This window comes from Pseudomonas sp. CBS (assembly GCF_024734645.1).
Lineage (GTDB): Bacteria > Pseudomonadota > Gammaproteobacteria > Pseudomonadales > Pseudomonadaceae > Aquipseudomonas.
Window position 1 is genome coordinate 177,768 of sequence record NZ_CP102929.1, and the last position, 23,731, is coordinate 201,498.

The 23,731-nt window shown below is 59.8% G+C and carries 22 protein-coding genes and 2 pseudogenes; 13 read left to right on the forward strand and 11 right to left on the reverse strand.

Annotated features, from left to right (window positions below):
- Nucleotides 1-196 precede the first annotated feature (196 nt).
- Together atzF and NVB75_RS00755 are read left to right on the forward strand one after the other, a co-directional pair.
- Complete coding sequence (gene atzF / locus NVB75_RS00750; RefSeq protein ID WP_258345382.1) at nucleotides 197-1,996, forward strand: allophanate hydrolase; 1,800 nt, start codon at nucleotides 197-199, stop codon at nucleotides 1,994-1,996.
- Between the two features lie 2 nt (nucleotides 1,997-1,998).
- The gene (locus tag NVB75_RS00755) at nucleotides 1,999-2,685 is read left to right on the forward strand and encodes a GntR family transcriptional regulator (RefSeq protein WP_258345383.1); all 687 of its coding nucleotides are present in this window, start codon (nucleotides 1,999-2,001) and stop codon (nucleotides 2,683-2,685) included.
- A gap of 148 nt (nucleotides 2,686-2,833) precedes the next feature.
- On the opposite strand, the gene dapA is transcribed toward NVB75_RS00755, so the two are convergent.
- A complete protein-coding gene (gene dapA / locus NVB75_RS00760) occupies nucleotides 2,834-3,697 on the reverse strand; it encodes a 4-hydroxy-tetrahydrodipicolinate synthase (RefSeq protein WP_258345384.1) in 864 nt (287 codons plus the stop codon).
- Between the two features lie 427 nt (nucleotides 3,698-4,124).
- Between dapA and NVB75_RS00765 the strand changes: the two genes are divergently transcribed.
- Nucleotides 4,125-4,604: a VOC family protein gene (locus tag NVB75_RS00765; RefSeq protein ID WP_258345385.1), complete on the forward strand. Its 480-nt coding sequence runs from the start codon at nucleotides 4,125-4,127 to the stop codon at nucleotides 4,602-4,604.
- Nucleotides 4,605-4,617: 13 nt separating this feature from the next.
- Here NVB75_RS00765 and NVB75_RS00770 read toward each other — a convergent pair whose 3' ends face one another.
- Nucleotides 4,618-5,781: a GGDEF domain-containing protein gene (locus NVB75_RS00770; RefSeq protein WP_258345387.1), complete on the reverse strand. Its 1,164-nt coding sequence runs from the start codon at nucleotides 5,779-5,781 to the stop codon at nucleotides 4,618-4,620.
- 70 nt (nucleotides 5,782-5,851) lie between these two features.
- Nucleotides 5,852-6,472 carry a LysE family translocator gene (locus NVB75_RS00775; RefSeq protein ID WP_258345388.1) on the reverse strand — a complete coding sequence of 207 codons (621 nt, stop codon included), beginning with the start codon at nucleotides 6,470-6,472 and terminating at the stop codon, nucleotides 5,852-5,854.
- A 239-nt stretch (nucleotides 6,473-6,711) separates the two neighbouring features.
- Here NVB75_RS00775 and NVB75_RS00780 point away from each other — a divergent pair, with 239 nt between their 5' ends.
- Both NVB75_RS00780 and NVB75_RS33180 read left to right on the forward strand, forming a co-directional pair.
- Entirely contained in the window at nucleotides 6,712-7,278 is a 567-nt protein-coding gene (locus NVB75_RS00780; RefSeq protein ID WP_258345389.1) for a hypothetical protein, read from the forward strand.
- A 52-nt stretch (nucleotides 7,279-7,330) separates the two neighbouring features.
- Nucleotides 7,331-7,765, forward strand: coding sequence for a hypothetical protein (locus tag NVB75_RS33180; RefSeq protein WP_375378905.1), 435 nt, complete (start codon nucleotides 7,331-7,333; stop codon nucleotides 7,763-7,765).
- A gap of 310 nt (nucleotides 7,766-8,075) precedes the next feature.
- On the opposite strand, the gene NVB75_RS00790 is transcribed toward NVB75_RS33180, so the two are convergent.
- Together NVB75_RS00790 and NVB75_RS00795 are read right to left on the reverse strand one after the other, a co-directional pair.
- Nucleotides 8,076-9,221, reverse strand: a complete 1,146-nt coding sequence (locus tag NVB75_RS00790) for a serine hydrolase domain-containing protein (protein ID WP_258345391.1) — start codon at nucleotides 9,219-9,221, stop codon at nucleotides 8,076-8,078.
- A gap of 70 nt (nucleotides 9,222-9,291) precedes the next feature.
- A pseudogene (locus tag NVB75_RS00795) lies at nucleotides 9,292-10,358 on the reverse strand (fatty acid desaturase).
- A 314-nt stretch (nucleotides 10,359-10,672) separates the two neighbouring features.
- On the opposite strand from NVB75_RS00795, the gene NVB75_RS00800 reads away from it, so the two are divergent.
- Nucleotides 10,673-11,128, forward strand: coding sequence for a recombinase family protein (locus tag NVB75_RS00800; RefSeq protein ID WP_258345392.1), 456 nt, complete (start codon nucleotides 10,673-10,675; stop codon nucleotides 11,126-11,128).
- A 12-nt stretch (nucleotides 11,129-11,140) separates the two neighbouring features.
- A complete protein-coding gene (locus NVB75_RS33185; RefSeq protein WP_275713499.1) occupies nucleotides 11,141-11,236 on the forward strand; it encodes a helix-turn-helix domain-containing protein in 96 nt (31 codons plus the stop codon).
- A 41-nt stretch (nucleotides 11,237-11,277) separates the two neighbouring features.
- Here NVB75_RS33185 and NVB75_RS00810 read toward each other — a convergent pair whose 3' ends face one another.
- Nucleotides 11,278-12,336 carry an FAD-binding oxidoreductase gene (locus NVB75_RS00810; protein ID WP_258345393.1) on the reverse strand — a complete coding sequence of 353 codons (1,059 nt, stop codon included), beginning with the start codon at nucleotides 12,334-12,336 and terminating at the stop codon, nucleotides 11,278-11,280.
- A gap of 12 nt (nucleotides 12,337-12,348) precedes the next feature.
- Nucleotides 12,349-12,573 (reverse strand): annotated as a pseudogene (locus NVB75_RS00815) (AAA family ATPase); the annotation flags it as partial.
- A 165-nt stretch (nucleotides 12,574-12,738) separates the two neighbouring features.
- Here NVB75_RS00815 and NVB75_RS00820 point away from each other — a divergent pair.
- A complete protein-coding gene (locus NVB75_RS00820; RefSeq protein WP_258345394.1) occupies nucleotides 12,739-13,110 on the forward strand; it encodes a hypothetical protein in 372 nt (123 codons plus the stop codon).
- 39 nt (nucleotides 13,111-13,149) lie between these two features.
- Here NVB75_RS00820 and argC read toward each other — a convergent pair whose 3' ends face one another.
- Complete coding sequence (gene argC, locus NVB75_RS00825; RefSeq protein ID WP_258345396.1) at nucleotides 13,150-14,082, reverse strand: N-acetyl-gamma-glutamyl-phosphate reductase; 933 nt, start codon at nucleotides 14,080-14,082, stop codon at nucleotides 13,150-13,152.
- 112 nt (nucleotides 14,083-14,194) lie between these two features.
- Between argC and NVB75_RS00830 the strand changes: the two genes are divergently transcribed.
- From NVB75_RS00830 to NVB75_RS00850, 5 genes are all read left to right on the forward strand, one after another.
- Nucleotides 14,195-15,079 (forward strand): LysR family transcriptional regulator, encoded by an 885-nt coding sequence (locus NVB75_RS00830; protein WP_258345397.1) that lies wholly within the window; start codon nucleotides 14,195-14,197, stop codon nucleotides 15,077-15,079.
- 82 nt (nucleotides 15,080-15,161) lie between these two features.
- The gene (locus NVB75_RS00835; protein WP_258345398.1) at nucleotides 15,162-15,494 is read left to right on the forward strand and encodes a DUF2388 domain-containing protein; all 333 of its coding nucleotides are present in this window, start codon (nucleotides 15,162-15,164) and stop codon (nucleotides 15,492-15,494) included.
- A 41-nt stretch (nucleotides 15,495-15,535) separates the two neighbouring features.
- Nucleotides 15,536-16,162: a hypothetical protein gene (locus tag NVB75_RS00840; protein ID WP_258345399.1), complete on the forward strand. Its 627-nt coding sequence runs from the start codon at nucleotides 15,536-15,538 to the stop codon at nucleotides 16,160-16,162.
- 155 nt (nucleotides 16,163-16,317) lie between these two features.
- Entirely contained in the window at nucleotides 16,318-17,124 is an 807-nt protein-coding gene (locus NVB75_RS00845) for an alpha/beta fold hydrolase (RefSeq protein WP_258345400.1), read from the forward strand.
- Between the two features lie 101 nt (nucleotides 17,125-17,225).
- Nucleotides 17,226-19,421: an OsmC domain/YcaO domain-containing protein gene (locus NVB75_RS00850; protein ID WP_258345401.1), complete on the forward strand. Its 2,196-nt coding sequence runs from the start codon at nucleotides 17,226-17,228 to the stop codon at nucleotides 19,419-19,421.
- Between the two features lie 147 nt (nucleotides 19,422-19,568).
- On the opposite strand, the gene NVB75_RS00855 is transcribed toward NVB75_RS00850, so the two are convergent.
- The 3 genes from NVB75_RS00855 to NVB75_RS00865 are packed head-to-tail and all read right to left on the reverse strand — an operon-like array spanning nucleotide 19,569 to nucleotide 23,669.
- A complete protein-coding gene (locus NVB75_RS00855) occupies nucleotides 19,569-20,987 on the reverse strand; it encodes an efflux transporter outer membrane subunit (RefSeq protein ID WP_258345404.1) in 1,419 nt (472 codons plus the stop codon).
- A complete protein-coding gene (locus NVB75_RS00860) occupies nucleotides 20,984-22,564 on the reverse strand; it encodes a DHA2 family efflux MFS transporter permease subunit (protein WP_258345405.1) in 1,581 nt (526 codons plus the stop codon). Before NVB75_RS00860 ends, NVB75_RS00855 begins: the two co-directional genes overlap by 4 nt.
- A complete protein-coding gene (locus NVB75_RS00865; RefSeq protein WP_258345406.1) occupies nucleotides 22,557-23,669 on the reverse strand; it encodes an HlyD family secretion protein in 1,113 nt (370 codons plus the stop codon). The genes NVB75_RS00860 and NVB75_RS00865 overlap by 8 nt, the downstream gene beginning before the upstream one ends.
- Nucleotides 23,670-23,731: the final 62 nt, after the last annotated feature.

Consider the following 23,731-nt stretch of genomic DNA (forward strand, 5'->3'; position numbering starts at 1 on the left):
GCCGGTATCGACCTGCTCGCAACCGCGCGGCCGCCTGAATGTCTTTTTTTGGCGCATTGCTGCTTCATCACGGAGCACGGTTGAGGGCGGCCAATCCCCCGGTTTTCTGCCAGCGCCACGTATTCATTGGCTTGCAGCTGATTGGCCCAGCGCTTGCTAAAAGAAATCCAAACTTGGATACAAGATGGAATCCTCAATGCGCAACGAACAACTCGGCTGGACCCTTGGTGAATGGCAGGCCGCTTACCGCAGCCAGGCGTTGACCCCCGACATCCTGTTGACGCTCGTGGGCACGTTTCCCGCCGAGGACAACGCCTGGATCAGCCGGGTGCAGCCGCAGCAACTGCATGACCAGTTGGCGCAACTGGCCGAGCGGCTTGCGGCGGTCGACGGCGATATCGACAAGTTGCCGTTGTATGGCGTGCCGTTTGCCATCAAGGACAACATCGATGCGGCGGGTTGGGAGACCACGGCGGCGTGTCCGGAGTTTGCCTATCGCGCTGCGGCGGATGCCACGGTGGTGGCCCGGCTGCGGGCGGCCGGGGCGATCCTGATGGGCAAGACCAACCTGGATCAGTTCGCCACTGGCCTGGTCGGTACACGCTCGCCCTACGGCGCGGTGGGTAACAGCTTCAACCCGGACTATGTCAGCGGCGGCTCCAGCTCCGGTTCGGCTTCGGTGGTTGCGCGAGGCCTGGTCGCGTTTTCCTTGGGCACCGACACCGCCGGTTCCGGGCGGGTACCGGCGGGCTTCAACAATATCGTCGGGTTGAAGCCGACCAAGGGGCGGCTATCCAACACCGGGCTGGTGCCGGCCTGTCGCACCGTGGACTGTATTTCGGTGTTTGCGCTAACCGTTGAAGATGCCGAGACGGTTGCTGGCGTCGCTGCTGCTTACGACGCCAGCGATGCCTATTCTCGCGTCAACCCCAACACTGCTCCCGTAGCGGTCGGCGCCACGATCAAGCTGGCAGTGCCGGCCAGCCTGGAGTTTTTTGGCGACGCGCAGAATCAGGCGGTGTTTGAACAGGCGCTGCGCAGGTTCCAGTCCCTCGGGGCCGAGATCACGGCGGTGGATTTCAGCCCGTTCCAGCAACTGGCCGAGCAGCTTTATTACGGGTCCTGGGTCGCGGAGCGCACGGTGGCACTGGAAGGCATGCTCGCCAGCAACGCCGAAGCGATCAACCCTGTGGTGCGTGGCATCGTGGAAAACGGCCACCAGTACAGCGCCTGCGATGCCTATAAAGCCGAATACCTGCGCGCCGAACTGAGCCGCCGCATCAACGACAGCCTGGCCGGTTTCGACGCCTTGCTGGTGCCGACCTCACCGACGATCCGTGCCCTGGCAGAAATGGCTGTGGAGCCGGTGCTCTACAACTCGCAGTTCGGCTTCTACACCAACTTCACCAACCTGGCCGATCTCTCGGCGCTGGCCGTACCTGCCGGGCTGCGCAGCGATGGCCTGCCGTGCGGCATCACGCTTATCGCGCCTGCCTGGCACGACACGGCCCTGGCGCATCTGGGCAAACGCTGGCAGGCCGGCCTCGGTTTGCCGCTGGGCGCCACCGAACGCCACCTGCCACAACCGGCCCCTGCACGGCAGGCTCCGGGCAGCGTGCGGGTAGCGGTAGTGGGCGCGCACCTCACCGGGATGCCGCTGAATTTCCAGCTGACCACCCGCAACGCTGTGCTGGTGGAGCAAACCCTGACGGCGAGCCACTACCGCTTGCATGCGCTGCCAGGTACGGTTCCGCCAAAGCCTGGGCTGGTCAAGGATGACTTGGGCAGTGCGATCATCGTCGAGCTGTGGGACATGCCCATCGCTCGCTTTGGCGAGTTCGTCGCGGAGATTCCCGCGCCGCTGGGCATCGGCAACCTGACCCTGGCGGACGGGCGCAGCGTAAAGGGGTTTATCTGCGAGCCCTGGGCCCTGGCAGGCGCTACCGACATCACCGAATTCGGCGGCTGGCGCGCCTACATGGCGAGCAGGAAATAGCCATGCAGCTCTCGACCATGAGAAAGCCCAGCGAACGGCCGGACAGCCTGGCGGAACGGGTTTACCAGCAGTTGAAGGACGACATCTTCGACTTTCGTTTGTTGCCGGGTGACCGCTTCAGTGAGGGTGACGTGGCCGAGCGCATGCAGGCCAGCCGCACGCCGGTGCGCCAGGCGCTGTATCGGCTGGAGCGGGAAGGGTACCTGGAGGTGTTTTTCAGGAGTGGCTGGCAGGTGCGGCCGTTCGACTTCAACTATTTCGAAGAGCTGTACGACGTTCGGATCGTGCTGGAGTTGGCCGCCGTCAATCGCTTGTGTCGCATGGCGGAGCAAGGGCTTGAAGGGCTTGAGGCGATTTGGCAGGTGGACGAAAGTGCCCGGCTGGATGACGCCCAGATCGTCTCGGCGTTGGATGAAGCGTTCCACTGCGGGCTGGTGCAGGCCACGGGCAACGCGGAAATGGCGCGCATGCATTACGAGATTACCGAGAAAATTCGCATCATCCGGCGGCTGGATTTCACTCAGCATGCGCGTATTGCAGCGACCTATGAGGAGCACGGAAGCATCCTCGATGCGATCCTGCGACGGCAAAGCGATCAGGCGCAGCAACTGCTCAAGACTCACATTGAGGTGAGCAAGCAGGAGGTGCGCAAGATCACGTTGCATCGGTTGGCGGTGGCGAGAGGATAAGCAGCCCGTGCCCTGTGGTGAGGGAGCTTGCTCCCGCTGGGGTGCGAAGCGCCCCCAAAACCGGTCACCTCATGTTACCTGCCGAAAACGCGGTGCCTGAATGGGGGCTGCTGCGCACCCCAGCGGGAGCAAGCTCCCTCGCCACAGGTTATTCCAGCGCGGCTAATACGTGTTGCAATCGGCTTTCCAGCGTCTCACTCGCCCTCAACATCGGCGGCCGCAACTCACTGTCGATCAACCCTTCCATCGCCAGCGCTGCCTTCACCGGCGCCGGATTGGGCTCCACGAACATTGTGTGAATCAACGGCAGCAACCCGAAAAACGTCTCTCGAGCCGCCAGCAACTGGTGATCGCGAACCTGACAATACAACGTCACAAAATCCGCGGTCCGCACATGCGCCGACGCGGCAATCGCCCCGGTCGCTCCCAGGCACAGTGCGTTGAATATCTGCACATCCTCGCCACACAACACATCAACCTTCCCACTGGCCAACAACGCCAAGGTGTTGGCCAGGTTCCCGCCGCAATCCTTGATCGCGACGATTCGCTCATGGGCAACGATGTTCAGCAGCGTCGCCTGTTCGAAGGCAATGCCGGTGCGATAGGGGATGTCATACAGAATGATCGGCACACTGGAGGCATCGGCCACGGTGCGGAAGAACGCCTCAAGGCCCGCCTGGGACGGGCGGATGTAGCTCGGCGGCGGCACCAGCAAACCGGCCACCGGGCGCTTCAGGATTTCGGCCTGGAACTGCAACAGCTCAATCTGGTTATACCCCGCCAGGCCCATCACCACTTGCTGCGGCGGTACGAGTTCCAGGACGGCATCCAGCATCGCCAACTGCTCCTGGCGGCTCAGCGAGGCGGCTTCGCCGGTGGTGGTGCAGACCATGATCCCGGCCACGCCTTTTTCCAGCAGATGGCAGACCAGGCGGCGCAAGCCAATGAAGTCGATGGCGCCGTTATGAAACGGTGTAACGACGGGAACCCAGATACCTTGAAACGATGACATGCGCTTTCTCCTGATGGTTGACCGATTTCGTCACCGTCAGAAGGGCAAAGGGAAGTAAGCAAGAGGAGGGGGTCCTTCGCGCTCAATGTCCTGTCAGCTCATCTGACGGGACAGCGCGCCCCGGTCACATGAGCGACTGTTTCTTCGATTTGAGGGCGTGCGCAACGCAACCTTGCGCCTTGGCATTCAAGCCAATGACGGAAAAGTTGAAGGTCGTTGCAGACATTGAGGACACACCCTGAAGAAGACGCTCATCTTTATGGATTATTACAGGGTGTGTCAACTCACAGCGATCAGTCGCGGTTCAACCCGTGGCGTACGAAACGCACCGTTGGGGTTAACGCGGGGAGCGTGCCAGGACGCGAGCGCATTCTTGTCGGTAGCGGTACTACACTGCAAGTCCGAACCTCCACGCTGGAGAACACTCATGCTCAGCAAAAACACGGTGTGCCTTTGGTACGACGGCAGTGCACTGGACGCTGCCAACTTCTACGCCAGGACCTTCCCGGACAGTACGGTGACCGCAGTCCATCACGCGCCCGGGGACTATCCGGCGGGCAAGCAGGGCGATGTGTTGACCGTGGAATTCACGGTCATGGGCATTCCTTGCCTTGGACTGAACGGCGGCTCTGGCGTGCAGCACAACGAGGCGTTCTCGTTCCAGGTGGCCACCGATGACCAGGCGGAAACCGATCGCCTGTGGCACGCAATTGTCAGCCATGGCGGCCAGGAAAATGTCTGCGGCTGGTGTCAGGATAAATGGGGCGTGCGGTGGCAGATTACCCCGAGGGTGCTGAGCGCGGCGATCACCCATCCCGACCCTGCAGCGGCCAAGCGGGCGTTTGACGCGATGATGGGAATGACCAAGATCGATGTCGCGGGGATTGAGGCGGCGCTTAAAGGTTGACGCGCCGATTGAGTCAATCAGCGCTCACCGCAGTCCGGTCCACCAGACGAATACGGTTGCGTCCACCGCGCTTGGATTCATAAAGCGCTGCGTCGCCTTGCTCGATCAAGGCGGCAAGGCTCGCGGGCGGCGTGTCGAACAGGCTGGCACCGATGCTCAATGTCACCGCCTCGGGCGTGGCGAACGCCTGTGAGGCGGCCTGATGAAACTCTTCACGCAGGGCGCTGCCCAGCTCGACAATACGCGCGTTCGAGGTGTTGTTGAGCAGGATCACGAACTCATCACCGCCCAACCGCGCCGCCAGCGAATCATCGGGCAGCTGCGCGCGGATCATCTCGCTCAGGGCCACCAGCAGCCGGTCGCCTGCGGTATGGCCGTACAGGTCGTTGATCAGCTTGAAATTGTCGATGTCGATCAACAGCAGGGCACCTGGCCGGGCCTGCGAGACCTTGCTCAGCAGGCTTGGCGCTCGCACTTCAAGGGCGCGGCGGTTGTACAACGCCGTCAACGGATCGCGGGCGGCCAATCGTGCAATCTGTTCTTCACGGCGATAGCGCTCGGTGCCGGTCATCGACAATGCAATCAGCATGATCGCCATGGCGCCTTCCACCAGCGACACCTGAATAATCTCGCCACGAAACGCCGTCAGGTCGATCAGCGTACCCGGCACGATCGCCACCAGCGACTTGGCCAGATAAAACAGCCCGTGGGCCAGCAGCACATAACGCAGCTGCACCGCCCCCACGCTGAGTGACCGGCCATGGGGCCGCAGCAGGAAACTGGCCCGCAGGGTCGGCAGAGCAACCAGCAGCGAGTTGGCCAGCAGCATGGCCTTGGACCACGACTGTCCTTCCGGCAACAGCAGCATGGCAAACCAGGCCACGAAGATCAGGTACCAGGCGCGAGACAGGCGCACCTGAGTAAAACGCGCAACGCCCAGCAAGAACAGCCAATGAGCGGTGATCAGCAGCCCGTTGGCGAACCAGATGCCGATCAACACCAGGCCGCTGGCCCGCAGCAGCGCCAGGGTGCTGCCCACGCTGATGATGGCGAAACCGGCGGTCCAGTACAGCAGCGACGGTTCGCGAACGTTGCGCCACTCGACCGCCAGGTACAGCGCGGCGGCGCCTGCCAGGGCGATGGTGAGGACCAGTATGGTGATGGGGTCGAGCGCCATGGGCGAACTGGCCTGCCTGAGTTGCGGTGAGACGGTGATTGTAAGCGTTTTGGCAGGTTTTTCGCAGGACTCAGGCTCTGCGCGCCATCAGCAGCACTGTCGCCGCTGCAGACAACAACCCGGCGCAGCAGCGGTTGAAAATCCGCTTGCCCCGAGGCTGCGCGAACCAGCGGCGCATATGCAAACCCATGTAAGCGTAGGCGCTGATGGCGATCCATTCCAGGGCCAGGAACATCGCCCCCAGCAGGGCGAATTGCGGTGTGATCGGCTGTGCCGGGTCGACGAATTGCGGCAGGAAGGCGGTAAAAATCAGGATTGCCTTGGGATTGCCGGCGGCCACCAGGAACTCCTGTCTTGCCAATGCCCACAAACCGGCCTTGGGCGCTGTCGACTCAGCCTCCGCCTGCGGATTGGCCCGCCACAGTTGATACGCCAGATAAAACAGATACGCCGCCCCCAGGATCTTGATCCCGTAGAACAGCAATTCGGAAGTTTGCAGCACCACCGCCAGCCCGGCGGAGGCGAGGGCGATCATCCCGGCGAAGGCCAGCAAGCGCCCGACGCCCGCCAGGCACGAAGTACGGTAGCCGTAGCGGGTGGAGTTGCTTACGGACAGCAGGTTGTTCGGGCCGGGCGCCATGTTCAGGGCGAAGCAGGCCGGGAGGAAGAGGGTGAGGGTGGCGAGGTCCATGAGGGCTCCGGCGGGCGTTGGCAGGTGAGGCCACGAGGATAAGGGATGTGAGGCGGTTGAACAATTTGCGCTAATGGGTAGAACCGATGGGGCTCTGCCCATGTCTGTGAGTCGCGGATAAATAGATCGTTACCCGTGACGCTCATTCGTTAATATGCCCGGCATGCCAATCGGGTAAAGGAAGTTGGCGTGAAGCACGAAGTGCTTTTCCCGGGAATTAAAAATAGAGTAGGCAGGGAATGGAATATCCTTCATTTGAAAATAAATCAAAGAAAAGAACCTTGTTGTTGGTAGTGTTCCTGGTATTTGGAGCATGGATTGCTTATATGCTCTGGGCCGCTCGTATTGGAATGCGAACGGTTTTAATGCCATCGATTCCCGAGTGGACGACCTATATAGTCATTGGTTGTCTGGTTGGACTCTTTTTTGCTGCAAGGGCCACCTACTATCGTCCGGCTGTAAGAAACCCGAACCGTGTTGGAGAATCTTTTTTTGGTGGTTTTTGCCTGGGTCTGATTTTGTCCTTACACAGTTATGACGTCGTTACATACCTGTTGCCCGGCGACATTGTTCAGTATGCGTCACCTTACGAGCTGGATACTCCGGGGCCCTACGTTGGAAAGTTCAGTCGTTGTGAGGCGGGTCTGCGGATTAAGGATTTAAAGACTGAGCGCTGGGTTGAGCTTTGTACCACTCAGTCGGAATTCAACGATCAAAGAAAGAAAGGCATGAATGCAGTGTGGGTGACTGCTCATTCAAACAAGATAGGTTCTTATATCGAGGCGTATGAATTTATTTATAAATAAATCATGTTGCCTGGGTGTTTAGGTAGATCCGACCGTGGTGCCAGCGTCGCTGATGAGCTACTGGCACCGCGGAATTTGTGGATCAACGCTTCATGGCATCACACTCGGCACGCAAGTTACTGTCGCTGATATTGGCACAGCTTTGGCCATCGACTTTGGCCTTGCAGTAGGCGCGTTGATCGTTGTCACTGATATTGCTGCAACTTTGACCTTCGATTTCCGCCTTGCAACTTGCCCGAAGGTTGTTGTCGCTGATATTGGCGCAGCTTTGGCCATCGACTTTGGCTTTGCAGTAGGCACGTTGATCGTTGTCACTGATGTTGCTGCAACTTTGACCATCCATTTCCGCCTTGCAACTTGCCCGGAGGTCGTTGTCGCTGATATTGGCGCAGCTTTGGCCGTCGACTTTGGCTTTGCAGTAGGCGCGTTGATCGTTGTCACTGATGTTGTTGCAATCGGCATATGCGTAGCCACTCAACATCAATAACATTGCAATGATGACTCTCATCACTCTCTCCCTGTTTTGTCAGGAAATGGCCTGACGCTGACTGATCCAAAATATCTCGCTCTTGTGAAGAGCTATCAAATTGACATCATTCTTTTGATAAGTTCCATGGTGGGAGTAGTACGCCGCAAAAAAAGATGCACTGCCCGAGGGTCTTGGTCGTGTAGAGCCACATAAAGTTCTAGGCACCCGCGCTCATTTGCCGGGAAGACCGCGCTCCGTAGTCGCGCCGCGTAATCGGCGTCGATCAGTTCGTTGAAAGCCTCGGATGAATAGATCCGCCCCTTTCCTATCAAAGCGCCGCATAGACAAGGGATGAAAGCCGGCCGGGACGGGGATCAATCATCGAATGGCTGCCCGAGGTGGTGGTGACAAAGCCAAAGCTCACTTGCCTTTCGGGATCGGCGAAACTGATCGGGCCGCCAAGCCCGATATGGCCAAAGGTGTCTGGGCCCATCGCATGGGAAGCCGTCGGGTCGCGTTGCTGCTCCAGCATGCAACCCAATCCATAACGCATGGGGCGCATCCATACCCGATCCATGCCATGACTGTGCTCTCGAGTGAACTCACTGAGCAGTTCGGGGCCGATAAAGTTTCCCGCCATCAATGCACTGTAGAAACCGGCCAAGCCGTGAGCCGAACCGTGTCCACAGACGGCGGGTTGCCGGTAGGCCCACCAGCGCGGGTCACTGGTTCGTCGGGGCACCATTCCGGGGTTGGTGAAGGCGAGTGTCGCGATATGCGACGGCTCGTTTTTCACCACGGTTCGCAACGCCTGCGAGTAAGGATCACCGACCCGTCCCGTGGCACTGTCGAAACGCGCGATACGATGAAAGTGTTCTTCGTCCACGCCAAGGTGCACGTCCAACTCATGGGGATCCAGAATCTCTTCGTGGATAAATACACAAGGATCTCGCCCGTCCACCCGACGAATCAATTCACCGAGAATCCAGCCAAACGTGGTGGTGCCGTACCCCAGGTCTGTTCCCGCTTCCCACCAAAGCGGCTCGGCTTCCAGGACCCGCAGCATATGTTCCCAGTCATACATCATGGGGTTATGGTCGGGTGCTCGCAGCGCCGGCAGGCCTGCGGTGTGGTTCATCACTTGGCGCAAGGTGACCCGTGCTTTCCCGCTCTGGGCGAATTCAGGCCAGTAACGGGCCACGGGCGCATCCAGCTCTAATTTGCCGTCCTCGACCAACATCAGGACGGCCACCGCGACATAGGGTTTTATAACGCAAAAGGTATTGGCCAGCGTATCGCGGGTCCAGGGCTTCGTGCCTGCCAGATCCGCCATGCCCGCCCAGAGGTCGACAACTGTCTCTGCGCCTACCTGCACGCATAGGCCGGCCCCACGTTCCTGCGGATCATCAAACATGTCCTCGAAGGCCTGCCTGACCGCTTCAAACTGCTTCGCACACATCCCTTGCGCTTTCATACCTCAACGTCCTCGTATTTGAGTGCGGCCCTTGATACTTGCCGAACACCGATAATGGGCGTGGGGAACTTCACCCACGAGACCGAGTTTGGGAGTGCTCCATGGAGAAGCGGTTCGCTCGTTTGTAGGTGCCGAAGTCATTGAACCTGACACCGGCCTGGGCCATGACTTTATGAGCATACGGTGCCGTCATCTGGCGCAGATAAAACGGGTCTCTCACCACGAAGTGATGGATGCTGTGGGTGCTGCCAAAGCGAAACAGAACAACTGGAACGGCCACAGCCACCAAGGGTTCATCACCTGGGTTTGTTGTAATGCGTTACGCGGGGCAACATCGCCGTAATAGTGCATATTTGAGCTTATAAAGAATAGGCAGAACTGCCGTATCATATTGGGCGCTATAAGAATAACTACTGCGCTATTGACGATGCCCATTAATTCCATCGTCGTGGCAGAGCTGTGAACCTCTATCCCAATCATTGACCCAAACCCGACATACAGGTGGTAGCCGAGGAACACATACCAGCACCCCCAATACAGAAGCCCGAATGGTGTATTGAGTCGAATAATCTTGCCTAACAATTTTACCTTTTGCCGCCATCCCGGGGCAAAAACCGCATTTAGAAAACCAAATACAAATCCGTCCACCAGTTTTAATAATCGCAGTATTCCCCATGGACTGCCGCTCGTGGTGATCCAGGCCTCGACATCCGAATCAGTTCCAGACTCCTTATGGTGATGAAAGTGCAGATTGCGCCTTAGCCACGGACTGGGCATTCCCGGCCGAGCCAGCCAGCAGAAGAGCATCATGGCATTATGGGCCAGCGGCTGCTTTCTGAAATAAAGGCGATGAATCAGGTCATGTTCGATTTCATGAATGAATGAAGTCAGCAGCGCATTGACCAAAATACACGTCCATGCGGGAATAAAACCCTTTATATAGAGCCCTCCCGTAATGACCATCCCTAGCAGGGAAAACGCCATGACACTCGCACCCAGCGCATCCTGGTGCTGCAGGAGCGGATAACGCTTTCGCAGGTAGTTCCCATGATCCGTAATACTCCGAGTTACCTTGTCAATCTTTTGCTGATCGGTAGTTGGGTGATCAATTTCGATGGTGTTTTCCAAGACCTTCATCCAGTCATCCTCTGATTGCATCGATAAATACCAGCGCGTCAAGTCGGTCAAGTCAATTGTTGAGGCTATAAAACAGTAGTTGCTCATATTGTTTGCTTGAATTGCACGGGTCATTCAAGAAATACGAAATCGACTTTTTTGCGAAAAGCTTGTTAGAATTCTATGCTTCAAAATGATAAGGCAAGTTCAACTCTTTGCAACTGTGTATTTTGGGTGGGTTCAATGTTACAAGTGTCGGTGTAAGGAATTGATAATTTAGTTACAGTTTGTACAAGTATAAAATAACGCTGTACAAGTATTGCCAAGGAGGCACCATGAGATTGCATCGCATCAAATATTTCCGGCGCGCTCTACAAGAGCCCGAGATCGCCGTAGAGAAAATAACAAGCGATGATGTATTTGATGCCGTGTTTTGCGATGAGCCGGCAGACAATGCCGCGAATCCTGCTGGCCTGGAAAGGCTACTCCGCCACTTGCAGTGCGGGGATACCGTGGTGGTGGACAGCATGGCAGCGCTTACCTCCAGCACGGACCAGTTGTGCACCATCATTCGCCGGTTGATTGAAAAGCAGGTCACGCTGGAGTGTTTGAACGAAAACCTGGTGTTCCGGCATGACTGTCTTGAAGTCGTGGAGTCCATCATTGCGGTAATGGAGCTGATTGCAGAGTTCGAGCGCGCTGCGATGAGGGAAAGACAGGCGGCGGGAATTGCCAGCGCAAAGAATCGTGGGACTTATAGAGGTCGCAAGAAAAAACTGTCTGACAATTAGGTTGTAAACTTAATTGACCGGGCCGGTGCTGGAGAAAGTAAATCCAAGTTGGCGCGTGATTTTGAAATCAGTCGGCAGACGCTCTATCGGTACTTGAGATCTGGATAGGGGCTTCTTCAGGTCGCACGCGGGAGCGGCTGCCAACAAGCCTACCGTTGAAAAAACCTGTCAGGACGGCATGGCCCTAAAGCGGCGGAGGTCTTGCCATCAGTGATTTCTTCACTGGCAAGGCGTCCCACTATTGCGGCCAACGCAACCCCAGGGTGCATCACACAGATGTACACGCCCTCCACGTTGGGTAGATAACCAATGATGGGGAGGTTGTCTGCGGGAATGGGCCTGAGTCCGATACATGCCAACTCCGGCTCAATCGAATCAACGCCATGGAGCTCGTGCCGCATGGTGTTGGCCGTGCGTAGCGCGATTGCCATCGGCTGGTTTTCCACGGCATCGCCCAGGTAATCCTCTGCCGCCAGCAACGTACCGTCGGCCGCTTGCCTGACTTCCATTTCCGGGCTGGAGATAAGTGTCTGCACCAGGTTGGATTGCGCGGTGTAGCGGATGAAAATGGACGGCGACGCGTGTATTGGAAGGGGCGCCCCAAGCATGTCTGCCAGCGTCGAGATGCCCGTCCCGGCGGCCATTACCACAACGTCGGCATCGATGATGCCCTTGGCGGTTTCGACGCCCGTGACCCGGCCGTTCGCGGTTTTGAAGCCGAGAACCTGGGTCTGCGTGAGTACCTTCGCCCCTAGCGTCTGGGCGCCACCGACCAAGGTATGGGTGGCGTGCACCGCATCCAGGGCGCCTTCTTCGGCGACATACAGGGCATGTTCAGGAGGGTTTTTCAGGTTGGGCTCAAGGTCGAGAATCTGCGAGCGCGATAACCGGTGCGCCGAAGGCTGCTGCAACGCCCTTGAGTTCGCGCCGTAAGACAGGGCGCCTGTCCAACGAATGTTCAGGCCCGGCAGTTGGGTTTCAAGACGGTGATAGTCGTTGATGGCCTCGCCACGCAAGGCGGCGATCGGGTCCGGCCCTCGGTGTGAAGTGGTGATCCAGGCAAATGAAGTGGCCGTCACGCCGGAGGCGACTTCTGCAGCCTCGACCAAGGTCACGCTCGCGCCTTTGACCGCCAGGTGATACGCCAGGGAAGCGCCGACGATGCCTGCGCCAATGACCACGACGCGCTTTTCTCCTTGCTCTTTCATATCCTGCTCCATCTATTCAAGGCAGCCTTCAGATACTGCGGGCAAACCGTCGAGAAACTCGGCGATCTGTTGGCCACCGCGCAAGTGCACCACGGGCACCAACGGACCTGCTGCCAGGCGCACCGCCTCGATACTGGGCCGGTAGCTGCGATCAAACGTCCACACGTACTTCAGGAATGTCAGGAACGCCCGGTCGAGTTTCTCGATACAGCCTGCGGGAATGTCCGGGCGCTGGCGGATTTTCCGCTGCCGGCATTGCCGAGAATCATGATGCATTGCATGAGGGACGTCCTGTCGCGGAAAAGCCCGCAATTGTGCAGGTTTTGCATGACCGGTTAAAGCCATATGCGGTAGGTTGACCACCCAGGGACCGGACCCTGTCGACCAAGGAAGCGCCTTCATATGCCAACCGCCTTTTCCCGAATCAGCGAACGCCTGAACAATCGCCGCTTTGTAGTAGCGGGCAATACTCACGGGCTGTCCGGTACGGGCACCGTGTTTGAATATCACGTCGATGGAAATGCCATCTGGGGCACTTACCAGGGCGGCCGGATTCGCATGGGCAATCAGGTCGGGCGCGCCACAGGCCCCGATACCATCGAGTTGCTGTATCAGTGCCTGACCAGCGAGGGCGAGATTCTTGCCGGCTGGTCTCGGGGTACCGTAGGCGTTGATGACGCCGGGCATACCACTCTGGCCTTCGTGTGGGGTTGGCTGTCAGGTGCGGAGGGCGGCGGGGAGTCCAGCTACGTCGAGCTTGTTGCACAGTCGTGACGGATTACGCCAGCTGGACCCTGGAACAATCGGCGCCGGCTATTGTTTTGCCCTGATCATCAAATCCAGGTTTTGCACGGCGGCACCTGCGGCGCCCTTGCCGAGGTTGTCGAATATCGCCGCCAGCAGGACCTGGCCCGTCTCGTGGTTTTCACACACGATCAGGCGCACATCGTCCGTGCCGTTCAGCGCTTGGGGGTCAAGGTAGGTCAGCTCCTTGGCGACCTGCATCGACAGCACCTGGACGTGATTCGTATCGCGGTAGTGCTGAGTCAAACAGTCATGCAACCGCGAGCCATCCACACCCGGCGCCAATAACCGAAGGTGCAGGGGGATGGTCAATACGATCCCCTGGCGAAAAGCCCCGTAGGCCGGCACAAAGGTCGGCCTTTCCGTCAGCCCGCTTTGCAGCTGAATCTCCGGCACATGCTTGTGTGCCAGCCCAAGCCCATACACCAGGAAGGCGGGCGCTTGTGAGGCGTCGGCGCCCTCATGTTCCTGCACCCCGGCGCGGCCCTTGCCGGAATAACCCGACACGGCATGAATGGTCGTCGGATAGTCCTTTGGCAGCAATCCGGCCTCAAGCAAGGGGCGCAACAGTCCAATCGCTCCGGTGGGGTAGCAACCGGGATTGCTGACCCGCTGCGCCGTGGCAATGCGTTGCGCCTGTTGCGGGCTGATTTCGGCGAAACCGTAGGTCCAGTCAGGATGAGTACGGTGGGCCGAACTCGCGTCGATCACCCGCACGGCCGGATTCTGGATGCTGGCGACGGCATCGCGTGCGGCGTCGTCGGGCAGGCAGAGAATCGCGATGTCGCAGGCGTTGATCATCTCGGCGCGTTGCTGCGGGTCCTTGCGGTGTTCCGGGCTCAGGGTGATCAGTTGCAGATCGGTGCGGTCGCGCAGGCGCTGATGGATCTGCAACCCGGTGGTGCCTTGGTCGCCGTCGATAAATACAAGAGGGTTTGCCATGGGATGCACTCGCAGTGGAAATCAGGTGTTCCAATCTTCGGCGAGCCGCTAGGATAGGAAAAGTTGAATTTCCCAACGATGAAGTTCAGGTTTTCTGAATGAGGATTGACCCATGCGCGAAATCAGCCTGGACCGCCTGCGCACACTCGTAGCGATTGCCGACCTTGGTTCGTTCGCCGAGGCGGCCCGCATGCTGAACCTCGCGCCACCTACGGTCAGCCTGCACATTGCCGATCTTGAGTCGCGAGTGGGCGGCAAGCTGTTATCGCGTACCCGTGGACGGGTTCAGCCTTCGGCGATTGGCGAAACCCTGGTGGAGCGGGCGCGCCGGTTGTTGGCGGATGCGGAACAGGCGCTTGAAGACGTGGAGCGCCAGGTGCTGGGCCTGGCAGGGCGGGTGCGGCTGGGGGCCTCCACCGGGGCCATCGCACAGTTGCTGCCGCAAGCCCTCGAGACCTTGAGCCAACACCATCCTGCTATCGATGTGCAGGTTGTAGTGCTCACCTCGCAGGACACGCTGAAGAAACTTGCCGAAGGCGCACTCGAAATTGGCCTGGTGGCGCTGCCGCAGGCGCCAGTGAAGGGTTTGCGCATCGAGCCCTGGCGGCGGGATCCGGTCATGGCGTTTTTGCCGGCGCGCCGGGAATGCCCGGAGGTGGTGACACCTGCTTGGCTGGCCGCCCAGCCTTTGATTCTGAATGACACCACCACCCGGCTTTCACGCCTGACTTCGGAGTGGTTCGCCAGTGACGGGCATCAGCCCACGCCGCGTATTCAACTCAACTATAACGACGCAATCAAAAGCCTGGTGGCTGCCGGTTATGGCGCTACGTTGTTGCCCCATGAGGCGTCCACGCCTTTGCCTGACAGCCGGATCGTGATGCGCCCAATCCAGCCCTTGCTGTGGCGCCAACTGGGGATTGCCCACCGCGCCGGGGACATCGAGCGGCCAACGCAACATGTGCTGGATGTGTTGTGGGGGTTGAGTGCGGGGTAGCCGCCTATAAGTTGTGTGTTCCGGGCGGGACGGGTAGCCTTGCGCCCCGATGTAACTAGCCATTTCAAGGAAGGAAGCGCGCGTGAAGATTTTTCGAGGAGTGATCGGGTTGGCGGGATTAGGCCTGTTGCTCGGTTGCAGCATTGCCCAGGCTAAAGACGGTGTCTCCTTTGGCGACGATCCGCTTGGGTGGTCATGCCTGAAGTTCTCCACCTTCACCTTGCTGACTTCGGAACTGACCACACGTCCCGGCAGCTTTCTTTCAGCCAAGAATGACGCATTGGCGTTTGTAGGGTCCGAGGGCCAGATCCGGGGTGCGTATTTCGAGCAGGCGTTGCGGGATTTTCGCGGTGCTGGCGGTAACGCTGATGTCAGCGATGCGCAGTTTGCCGAGGCGGTGGCGGTAATAGAGTAAACACGTTTCAACCCTGAACCTGACCTGCTCATGGAGAGCTTATGCCATTTCGTAACGTCCTCGTTTTTACCCATCTCGCCTTAGCGCTGTTGCTTTCAGGCTGTGCAAACCCTCAGGTTGCTGTCGCACCGGCGGCGCCCTTTGATCTTGAACCCCTGGGCCAGCCGCTGGCGCAGACCAGCGTCCGTACTGCACTGATCGACCAGATCATCGTCAAGGACCCAGTGGTGATCTCATCGCAAAAGCCGGTTCTCGCGCCTTCTGATAACGATGCGCGCATCGCCAAACTACGCAAAGCAGACGGCGGCGCACTGCCTGACGGTTACTGGGCACTCTACAAACAAAACCTTGAAGCGATGCAGTACGACCTCAATCACCAGCATGACGCCGCTCGTGTGCAGTACGAGCAGACGTATCGTGACGAATTGAGCCGGGTCGATGACAGCACGCTGCAAGTCATGGCCACGGCGCCCACGACGCTGGATGAGCCGACGCGGCGTCAGTGGAACGCCCGCATGGCCGATAGACAGTCGCAGTACATAAAGACCAGCGAGCAAGCGCTACGCGCCGCTACCGATGCGCATATCAATCGCATGGCCTTGATGGATCGACAATACAACGTGTGCGCACGTAACCCGGAGTGCTGGGATGCGCCGGTTAAGAAGTAATGCGTTGTCCTTGACCATGACGGGCTGAATCATACGATTGGGCTATGAGTGCCTTAGTGACTCTGGAATTTACACAGGTCTGAATCTCCTTGAGATTGGCGGCTTTGGGCCGCCAATCTGCTTAGCGCGGTCGTTTTTTTCAAGGAGTCAGCCATATGCCCGCGCCCGAACCGTTCACCCATGCACAGCTCCCCATGACGGTCGACGCTGTGCCGTTGAACATCGCAACGATCCACCGCGCGGGCGGCCTGGCGCCAATCGTGTTCCTGCATGGCTTTGGCTCCACCAAGGAAGACTACGCCGACATCGTCCAGCAACCCGCATTCGACGGTCACCCGTTTGTGGCCTACGACGCCCCCGGTTGCGGTGAAAGCCAGTGCGGCGACCTGTCGAAGATCTCAATCCCGTTCCTGCTGCAAACCGCCAAGCAAGTGCTTGACCACTTCAATATCGAGCGCTTCCATCTGGTAGGCCACTCCATGGGCGGGCTCACCGCTCTGATGCTGGCGCACCAGTTCCCGGGCAGGGTGCTGAGCTTTGTCGATATCGAAGGCAATATCGCTCCGGAAGACTGCTTCCTCAGCCGGCAGATCGTCGACTACCCGGCAGATGATCCCGAGGCGTTTTTCAGCGCTTTTATCGAGCGCACCCGCCAGGCGCCGGCCTATGCCAGCGCGCTGTATTCGGCGAGCCTGAGGCACAAGGTGCGCGTCGGTGCGGTGCGGGGGATTTTCCAGTCCATGGTCGAGCTGTCCGATAACGCCGACCTGATGGGCAAGTTTCTCGGCCTGAAATGCCCGCGCCTGTTCATGTACGGCGAGCAGAATGCACACCTGTCGTACCTGGCGCATATCCAGGCGCAGGGCGTGCGGCTGGCACCGATTGCCCAGTGCGGGCACTTCCCGATGTACTCCAACCCGATCGCGATGTGGCAGCAGATTGCGGACTTTCAGCACAGCTGATCTCAACCACCAACGATCAGGCAAGCCCGAAAGCACAAGACTTACGCCTCGAAACCCGGATAATGGCGGCCATATTTTGCTCGCTATTCTGGTAATCCCGCATGGAAATCAAGGTCAATTTTCTCGACAACCTTCGACTTGAAGCCAAGTTCGACGACTTCACCGTGGTGGCCGACCAGCCTATTCGCTACAAGGGCGATGGCTCGGCCCCGGGTCCGTTCGATTACTTCCTGGCTTCGTCGGCGTTGTGTGCGGCTTACTTTGTGAAGTTGTACTGCGAAACCCGCAACATCCCCACCGACAACATTCGCCTGTCCCAGAACAACATTGTCGATCCGGAAAACCGCTACAACCAGATCTTCAAGATCCAGGTCGAGTTGCCGGCGGACATCTCCGACAAAGACCGCCAGGGCATCCTGCGTTCCATCGACCGCTGCACTGTGAAAAAAGTGGTGCAGGCCGGGCCGGAGTTTGTGATCGAGGAAGTGGAAAACCTGGATGCCGATGCCCAGGCATTGCTGATGCCGAGCGCGGCGTCCGATGCGGGCACCTACATTGCGGGCAAGGACCTGCCACTGGAAACAACCATCGCCAACATGTCGGCCATCCTGGCGGGCCTGGGCATGAAGATTGAAATCGCGTCGTGGCGCAATATCGTGCCCAACGTGTGGTCGCTGCATATCCGCGATGCGCACTCGCCGATGTGCTTTACCAACGGCAAGGGCGCGACCAAGGAAGGCGCGCTGGCGTCGGCGTTGGGCGAGTTTATCGAACGGCTGAACTGCAACTTCTTCTACAACGACCAGTTCTGGGGCGAAGACATCGCCAACGCGGCGTTTGTGCATTACCCGGACGAGCGCTGGTTCAAGCCGGGCCGTAAAGACGAACTGCCGCCGGAAATTCTCGACGCCCATTGCCTGCATATCTACAACCGCGATGGCGAGCTGCGTGGCTCGCACCTCTACGACACCAACTCCGGCAACGAAGAGCGCGGCATTGTTTCGCTGCCGTTCGTGCGCCAGTCCGATGGCGAGGTGGTGTATTTCCCCTCCAACCTGATCGAGAACCTGTACCTCAGCAACGGCATGAGTGCCGGTAACACCCTGGCTGAAGCACAGGTGCAGTGCCTGTCGGAAATCTTCGAGCGCGCGGTAAAACGCGAAATCATCGAAGGCGAATTCGCGCTGCCGGATGTGCCGCAGGAAGTGCTGGCGAAATTCCCGGGCATCCTCGCCGGTATTCAGGGCCTGGAAGCCCAAGGCTTTCCGGTACTGGTGAAGGATGCGTCCCTGGGCGGTGAATTCCCGGTGATGTGCGTGACGTTGATGAACCCGCGCACCGGCGGTGTATTCGCCTCGTTCGGCGCCCACCCGAGCCTGGAAGTGGCGCTGGAACGCAGCCTGACGGAACTGCTGCAAGGCCGCAGCTTCGAAGGCCTGAATGACTTGCCGCAGCCGACGTTTGAAGGTCACGCGGTGACCGAGCCGAACAACTTCGTCGAGCACTTCATCGATTCCAGCGGCGTGGTGTCGTGGCGCTTCTTCAGCTCCAAGTCGGATTACGAGTTCGTCGAATGGGACTTCTCCGGCCAGGGTGAAAACTCCAACGCCGAAGAGGCCGCCACCTTGTTCGGCATCCTGGAGGGCATGGGCAAGGAAGTCTACATGGCGGTGTACGAGCACATCGGCGCGACCGCCTGCCGCATCCTGGTGCCGGATTATTCGGAGATCTATCCGATCGACGATCTGATCTGGGACAACACCAACAAGGCGCTGTTTTTCCGCGAAGACATCTTGAACCTGCATCGTCTCGATGAGGCTGAATTGAAGGGGCTGGTTGAGCGTCTGGTGGAAAGCGAGCTGGACGACTACACCGACATCACCACCTTGATCGGCATCGAATTCGATGACAATACCGCGTGGGGTCAGCTAACGATTCTGGAATTGAAGCTGCTGATTTACCTGGCCTTGCAGCAGTTTGAAGAGGCTAAGGAACTGGTGGAAATGTTCCAGCAATACAACGACAACACGGTCGAGCGTGGCTTGTTCTACCAGGCCGTGAATGCGGTGCTGGAGATGGAGCTGGACGAAGATCTGGAACTGGCGGATTACGAAGTGAACTTCCGCCGGATGTTTGGTAACGAGCGGATGGATGCGGCGATAGGGTCGGTGAACGGTACTGTGCGGTTCTATGGTTTGACGCCGACGAGCATGAAGCTGGAAGGTTTGGATCGGCACCTGCGGTTGATCGACAGCTACAAGAAGCTGCACGCGGCGCGGGCCAATACGGCGCGCTGACGGATGCCTGTCAGGGAGGATATTGTACCTGTGGCGAGGGAGCTTGCTCCCGCTGGGTCGCGAAGCGGCCCCAGAAAATGGGACTGCTGCGCAGTCCAACGGGAGCAAGCTCCCTCGCCACAGGTTATTGGTTGCTTGCTCTAGCTCTTACAACGTCCATCCCAACCCCAGCGCCTTGTGCAGCGACGCAAAGTCCTTGAGCAACGCCGCATCCCCGGAAATCCGGCTTTCCTGCGCCTGGTACCGCGTACGTTCCGCATCCAGCCAGTCCAGCGTGCTCGCCGTACCTGCTTTATAACGCTGGCGCGTCAGGTCCGCAGCCCGTACCGCCGAAGACTCCACATTACGCAGCACCACCACGTTCTGCCGCTGGTTGCCATACCGGGCCAACGCCACATCCGCATCACGCAACGCACTCAACACCACACTTTTGTAATGAGCGAGAGCCTCATCGCGCCCGGCTTCTGCGCCTTTGACACTGGCCGCTACCCGGCCGAAATCCAATGCGTTCCAGGTCAACCGCGGCAACAGCAGCCAGGTGCCGCTGTCCTTGCGCGCCAGGTGCCCGGGGTCGGCCGCCGAGAACGACAAGTCACCCATCAGGCTGAGCTTGGGAAACCAATCGGCGGTTTTCTCACCGATCTGCGCGTTGCTGGAGGCCAGCTGGCGCTCGGCGACGCGGATGTCAGGCCGTGCTTTCAGGATGGCCGCCGGGTCGGCAAACGGCACCTGGCTCGGGATGGCGGGCAGGGCTTGGGGCGTGCTGAGCTGTGCGTCCAGCTCGCCCGGTTCCAGGCCGCAGAGCAGGTTCAGTTGATCCACGGCCTCGACAATGGAGGCTTGCAGCGGCAGTCGCTGGGCCCGGGTGTTTTCTGCCTGGGTCAGTACCTGCTCCAGTTGCAACTGCGAGGCCACACCACGGCTACGCCGTTGCTGGGTCAAGTCCAGCGCCTGCTGCTCGATGTCGACACTGGCGTCCACCAAGGCGAGGCGTGCCTGTTGGTCGCGCAGGTCGGCGTAGGTCTGCACCACCTCGGCCGCCAACTGCACCTGGGCATCGGCCAGTTGCGCCTGAGAAGCGTCGTTTTCCGCCTGGGCCGCCTCGATGGCACGCCGGGTGCCGCCAAACAGGTCGGCTTCCCAGCTGGCATCAAAGCCGGCGAGGTAAAGGCTCAATGGCCCGCGACCGCCGCCACTGCTGCCACCCAGCGCCGAGGTGTCGGGGGAACGCAGCTTGAGCATCGCCGCATCGCCGGTGACCTTGGGCAGGGCGTTGGCATTGGCGCCACTCAGGCTGGCCCGCGATTGCTTGAGCCGGGCCTGGGCGGTCGCCATGTCCGGGCTGTTTTGCAACGCCTGGGCCACCAGTTGATTGAGTTGCGGATCGCCGAGGGTCTGCCACCATTGGGCGACACCCGGCGTACTCGACTCGCTGCCTGCGTGAGGCAAGCGCCCGGCCGCCAGGGTTCTTGGCGCGGCATCCGGTGCGCCATGGTAGTCCGGCCCCACAGTACAGGCCGCCAGCAGGCCGACGGTGAAGAGCAGGGGAAGTGAGCGATAAATCATGTTCGTTGGCCTGCCTGCGCCGCGCGCTTTTTCAGGATGAAGATCAGGGGAAGGCACGCCAGCATGGCGAGTCCCAGCACGTAGAACGCATCGTTATAGGCCATCACCGCCGCTTGTTGGGCGATGTCGTTGGCCAAGTGGCTGAGGGCTTGCAGCGAGGCGGTGGACGGGTCGCCGCTTTGCGCCAGGTAGCTGGCGGTGTTGCTCGCCATCTGGTCCTGGGTCAACTGGGTGTTGGCCTGGATGCCTTCGCGCAGTATGTCGTCATGGAAATGGCTGCGCCGGTCCATCAGTACGCCGAGCAGCGCCAGCCCCAAGGTGCCGCCGAGGTTGCGCGACATGTTGTAGAGCCCGGCAGCGTCGCCCGCATCGCGGGTGTCCACCGAACGCATGGACAGTTGGCTGAGGGGCATCATCACCAGGATCTGACCAAAGCCCCGCAGTATCTGCGACCCGTAGAAATCATGGCCGACGCTCTGGGCGGTGAGTTGGGTGTCGAGAAAACAGCTGGCCCAGTACATCAACAAACCCACGCCGACCATCATTCTGAGGTCGAGGCGGCCAAGCATTCTCGGCAGGATCGGCATCAGCAGAAACGCCGGAATCCCCGACAGCAACATGATCGAACCCGACTGTTGCGCGTTATAACCCGACAGGATGCCGAGGAACTGCGGCACCAGATACGCCGTGCCATACAACCCGGCGCCGACCGCCGTGGCAATCAGCAGCACGCTGCCAAAGCTGCGGTTGAGCACCAGTTGCAGGCGCAGGATCGGCGTACTCGAGCGGACTTGCCCGACGGCGATCAGGAAGAAACCGATCACCATCGTGATGCTTAACCCGATGATTAACTGCGAGTCGAACCAGTGTTCGCGCTGGCCTTCTTCCAGCACCACGGTGAGCGAACTCAGGCCCATGGCCAGGCCAATGATGCCCAGCCAGTCGGCCTTGATGAACTGTTGAAGGTTCATGCGTTCACTGGGCAGGCCGGTGATCAGCAGGGTGATCAGGGTGATGCTGACGGGCAGGTTGATGAAGAAGCACCAGCGCCAGTTGATGTTTTCCGTGAGCCATCCGCCAATCACCGGGCCCAACAGCGGGCCGAGGATCACCGTCATACCGAACATTGTGGTGCCGATTGCCAGCTGGTGAGCGGGCAGGCGGGTGCGCACGATGGTCTGCGCAGTCGGGATCATTGCACCGCCGGCAAAGCCCTGGCCGATACGCCCGGCGATCATCGCGCCGAGGCTCGACGACAGCCCGCAGAACATCGAGAAAAACGTGAACATCAACGCGGTGCCGATCAGGAATCGGCGCAGGCCGAATACCCGAGTCAGCCAGGCGGCGAGGGGGATCATGACGATCTCCGACATCAGGTAACCCGTGGCGATCCACGTGCCTTCCGTGCCGGTTGCACCGATCTGGCCCTGGATTTGCGGGAGCGCCGAGTTGGTGATCGAGATGTCCAGGGTCGCCAGCAACGCCCCCAGCGAGCCGGCGGCGACCGCGATCCAGTCCGTCAGCGAGGCGTTGCGCGGTTTGTCCGCGGGCACCTCGGTCAAGATGGCTTCAGCCATGGTTGGCGTCTGCCGTGTGGGTGCGAGTGTCGACCTCTACGGTGGCGGACAAGCCGGGCACCAGTGCCTGGCGAACGTCGTCATCCGGTACATTCAGGGAAATCCTTACCGGCACGCGCTGCACGATCTTGGTGAAGTTGCCGGTGGCGTTCGACGGCGGCAGCAACGCGAACTGTGCGCCGGTGCCAGGGGAGAGGCTGTCGATATGGCCCTGGATGGCATGGCCGGGCAGTGCGTCTACATGCACGGTGACGGTCTGCCCGGCGCGCATCTCGCCGATCTGGGTTTCCTTGTAGTTGGCGGTCAGGTAGATCGCGCTGACCGGCACCACCGTCAACAGGCGCGTCCCCGGCTGCACGTATTGGCCGACACGCACACCACGGTCAGCCACGCGACCGTCGAGGGGGCTGCGGATCACCGCGTCGTCCACATCCAGCTGGCTTTGCGCTTCACTGGCCTTGGCCACGCCGAGTTGTGCCTGGGCTTGCTTGAGCTGGGCTTCGAGGGTGCCGTAGCGGGTTTGGCTGGAGCGCAACGCGGCCTGCTTGGCGGCGACGGTGCTGCGGGCTTGGGCGAGTTGGTTATTGAGCTGCGCCAGGCGCTCTTCCGGCTCGGCACCGGAACGCGCCAGGGGGGCATAACGCGCGACTTCGGTTTGGGCGTGCTGGGCGTCGGCTTGGGCGCCTTGGAGTTGGGCGCGCGCTTCGGCGATGGTCGAGTCCTGCTGCACCAGGTCGGCCTGGGCCTTGGCAAAGTCGGCCTCGCGGGCGGCAATCGTCGCCGAGGCTTCGTCACTCACCGCTTGGTATTTGCGGGCGTCCAGGCGCACCAGCACGTCGCCGCGCTTCACGTTCTGGTTATCCGCCACCAACACCTCGGCGACGTAGCCATTGATTTTGGGGGCGACGCTGATGCTGTCGGCTTGCAGGTAGGCGTCGTCGGTGGTCTCGATAAAGCGCCCGGTGAGCCACCACCAGGCGCCCCACGCCAGCCCGGCCAACAGCGCCACGCCGGCGAGCGTCAGCAGAATCCGCCGGGCTTTGCCGCGTTGGCCGTTGACGGTGGTATCAGGAATGACCTGAGAAGAGGGAAGTGCAGCGGACATCAAGTCACTCCAGTTTTATATCAGTTGGAATAAATTCGTTTTTCCGCGAAAATTTGTCAACT

Bases quoted from the DNA above. Each gene is read 5' to 3' on its own strand.
- NVB75_RS00855 (WP_258345404.1), bottom strand. From the start codon at position 20,987: ATGATTTATCGCTCACTTCCCCTGCTCTTCACCGTCGGCCTGCTGGCG.
- NVB75_RS00820 (WP_258345394.1), top strand. From the start codon at position 12,739: ATGCCAACCGCCTTTTCCCGAATCAGCGAACGCCTGAACAATCGCCGC.
- NVB75_RS00765 (WP_258345385.1), top strand. From the start codon at position 4,125: ATGCTCAGCAAAAACACGGTGTGCCTTTGGTACGACGGCAGTGCACTG.
- NVB75_RS00800 (WP_258345392.1), top strand. From the start codon at position 10,673: ATGAGATTGCATCGCATCAAATATTTCCGGCGCGCTCTACAAGAGCCC.
- NVB75_RS00860 (WP_258345405.1), bottom strand. From the start codon at position 22,564: ATGGCTGAAGCCATCTTGACCGAGGTGCCCGCGGACAAACCGCGCAAC.
- NVB75_RS00770 (WP_258345387.1), bottom strand. From the start codon at position 5,781: ATGGCGCTCGACCCCATCACCATACTGGTCCTCACCATCGCCCTGGCA.
- NVB75_RS00775 (WP_258345388.1), bottom strand. From the start codon at position 6,472: ATGGACCTCGCCACCCTCACCCTCTTCCTCCCGGCCTGCTTCGCCCTG.
- NVB75_RS00790 (WP_258345391.1), bottom strand. From the start codon at position 9,221: ATGAAAGCGCAAGGGATGTGTGCGAAGCAGTTTGAAGCGGTCAGGCAG.
- NVB75_RS00845 (WP_258345400.1), top strand. From the start codon at position 16,318: ATGCCCGCGCCCGAACCGTTCACCCATGCACAGCTCCCCATGACGGTC.
- NVB75_RS00755 (WP_258345383.1), top strand. From the start codon at position 1,999: ATGCAGCTCTCGACCATGAGAAAGCCCAGCGAACGGCCGGACAGCCTG.
- atzF (WP_258345382.1), top strand. From the start codon at position 197: ATGCGCAACGAACAACTCGGCTGGACCCTTGGTGAATGGCAGGCCGCT.
- NVB75_RS00810 (WP_258345393.1), bottom strand. From the start codon at position 12,336: ATGAAAGAGCAAGGAGAAAAGCGCGTCGTGGTCATTGGCGCAGGCATC.
- NVB75_RS00865 (WP_258345406.1), bottom strand. From the start codon at position 23,669: ATGTCCGCTGCACTTCCCTCTTCTCAGGTCATTCCTGATACCACCGTC.
- NVB75_RS00840 (WP_258345399.1), top strand. From the start codon at position 15,536: ATGCCATTTCGTAACGTCCTCGTTTTTACCCATCTCGCCTTAGCGCTG.
- argC (WP_258345396.1), bottom strand. From the start codon at position 14,082: ATGGCAAACCCTCTTGTATTTATCGACGGCGACCAAGGCACCACCGGG.
- NVB75_RS00850 (WP_258345401.1), top strand. From the start codon at position 17,226: ATGGAAATCAAGGTCAATTTTCTCGACAACCTTCGACTTGAAGCCAAG.
- dapA (WP_258345384.1), bottom strand. From the start codon at position 3,697: ATGTCATCGTTTCAAGGTATCTGGGTTCCCGTCGTTACACCGTTTCAT.
- NVB75_RS00780 (WP_258345389.1), top strand. From the start codon at position 6,712: ATGGAATATCCTTCATTTGAAAATAAATCAAAGAAAAGAACCTTGTTG.
- NVB75_RS33180 (WP_375378905.1), top strand. From the start codon at position 7,331: ATGAGCTACTGGCACCGCGGAATTTGTGGATCAACGCTTCATGGCATC.
- NVB75_RS00830 (WP_258345397.1), top strand. From the start codon at position 14,195: ATGCGCGAAATCAGCCTGGACCGCCTGCGCACACTCGTAGCGATTGCC.